The organism is Caballeronia terrestris (assembly GCF_001544515.1).
In the GTDB taxonomy this organism is placed as follows: Bacteria; Pseudomonadota; Gammaproteobacteria; order Burkholderiales; family Burkholderiaceae; genus Caballeronia; species Caballeronia terrestris.
The window spans coordinates 1-582 of record NZ_FCOL02000614.1; the positions used below are offsets into that span (position 1 = coordinate 1).

Annotated in this window: 1 protein-coding gene and 1 pseudogene; both read left to right on the forward strand. The window is 62.7% G+C overall.

What is annotated here, in order from left to right:
- Positions 1-414: SDR family NAD(P)-dependent oxidoreductase (locus AWB67_RS40585; RefSeq protein ID WP_235025648.1), on the forward strand; the 414-nt coding region annotated here is incomplete at its 5' end.
- Positions 396-582: pseudogene (locus AWB67_RS42945) on the forward strand (short-chain dehydrogenase); the annotation flags it as partial. The gene AWB67_RS40585 and the pseudogene AWB67_RS42945, both read left to right, overlap by 19 nt.

A 582-nucleotide genomic window follows, 5' to 3' on the forward strand; every position in this document is an offset into this window, starting at 1 on the left:
TGCCGGGACGAGCAACGCGGCGCAGCGGCCGTCGCTCGCATGCGAAATGAGATGCCTGAAGCACGACTCGAGCTTGAGCAGCTTGATCTAGCGAGCCTCGCCTCGGTGCGTGCTTTTGCTGACCGCCAGCTTTCGCTCCGCCGACGACTCGACATTCTAGTCAACAACGCTGGGGTCATGGCGCCTCCCCGACGCTTGGAGACGACCGACGGTTTTGAACTTCAGTTCGGCACCAACGTGCTCGGGCATTTCGCGCTGACCGCTCTTCTTCGACCCGCGCTCGAGCAAGCCGCGCAAGAATCACCGGAACGTCCGCGCGTGGTCACGATTGCCTCCATCGCGCACAAGACTATGGGCCGATGTCATCCTATCGGCAGTCGAAACTGGCCAACCTCATGTTTGCGTTCGAGCTGAACCGACGCTTGCGCGCGTCCGGATCGCGTGTGATGTCGGTTGCCGCGCACCCTGGCGTGGCCAATACGAACCTGTTTCGCGACGATCGTTCGGCCGCAAGCCGGGCAGTCCGATCCGTCCTCGGCAGCCTCATCGGTGCTCTCTTGAACAGCGATGTCTCCGGCGCAC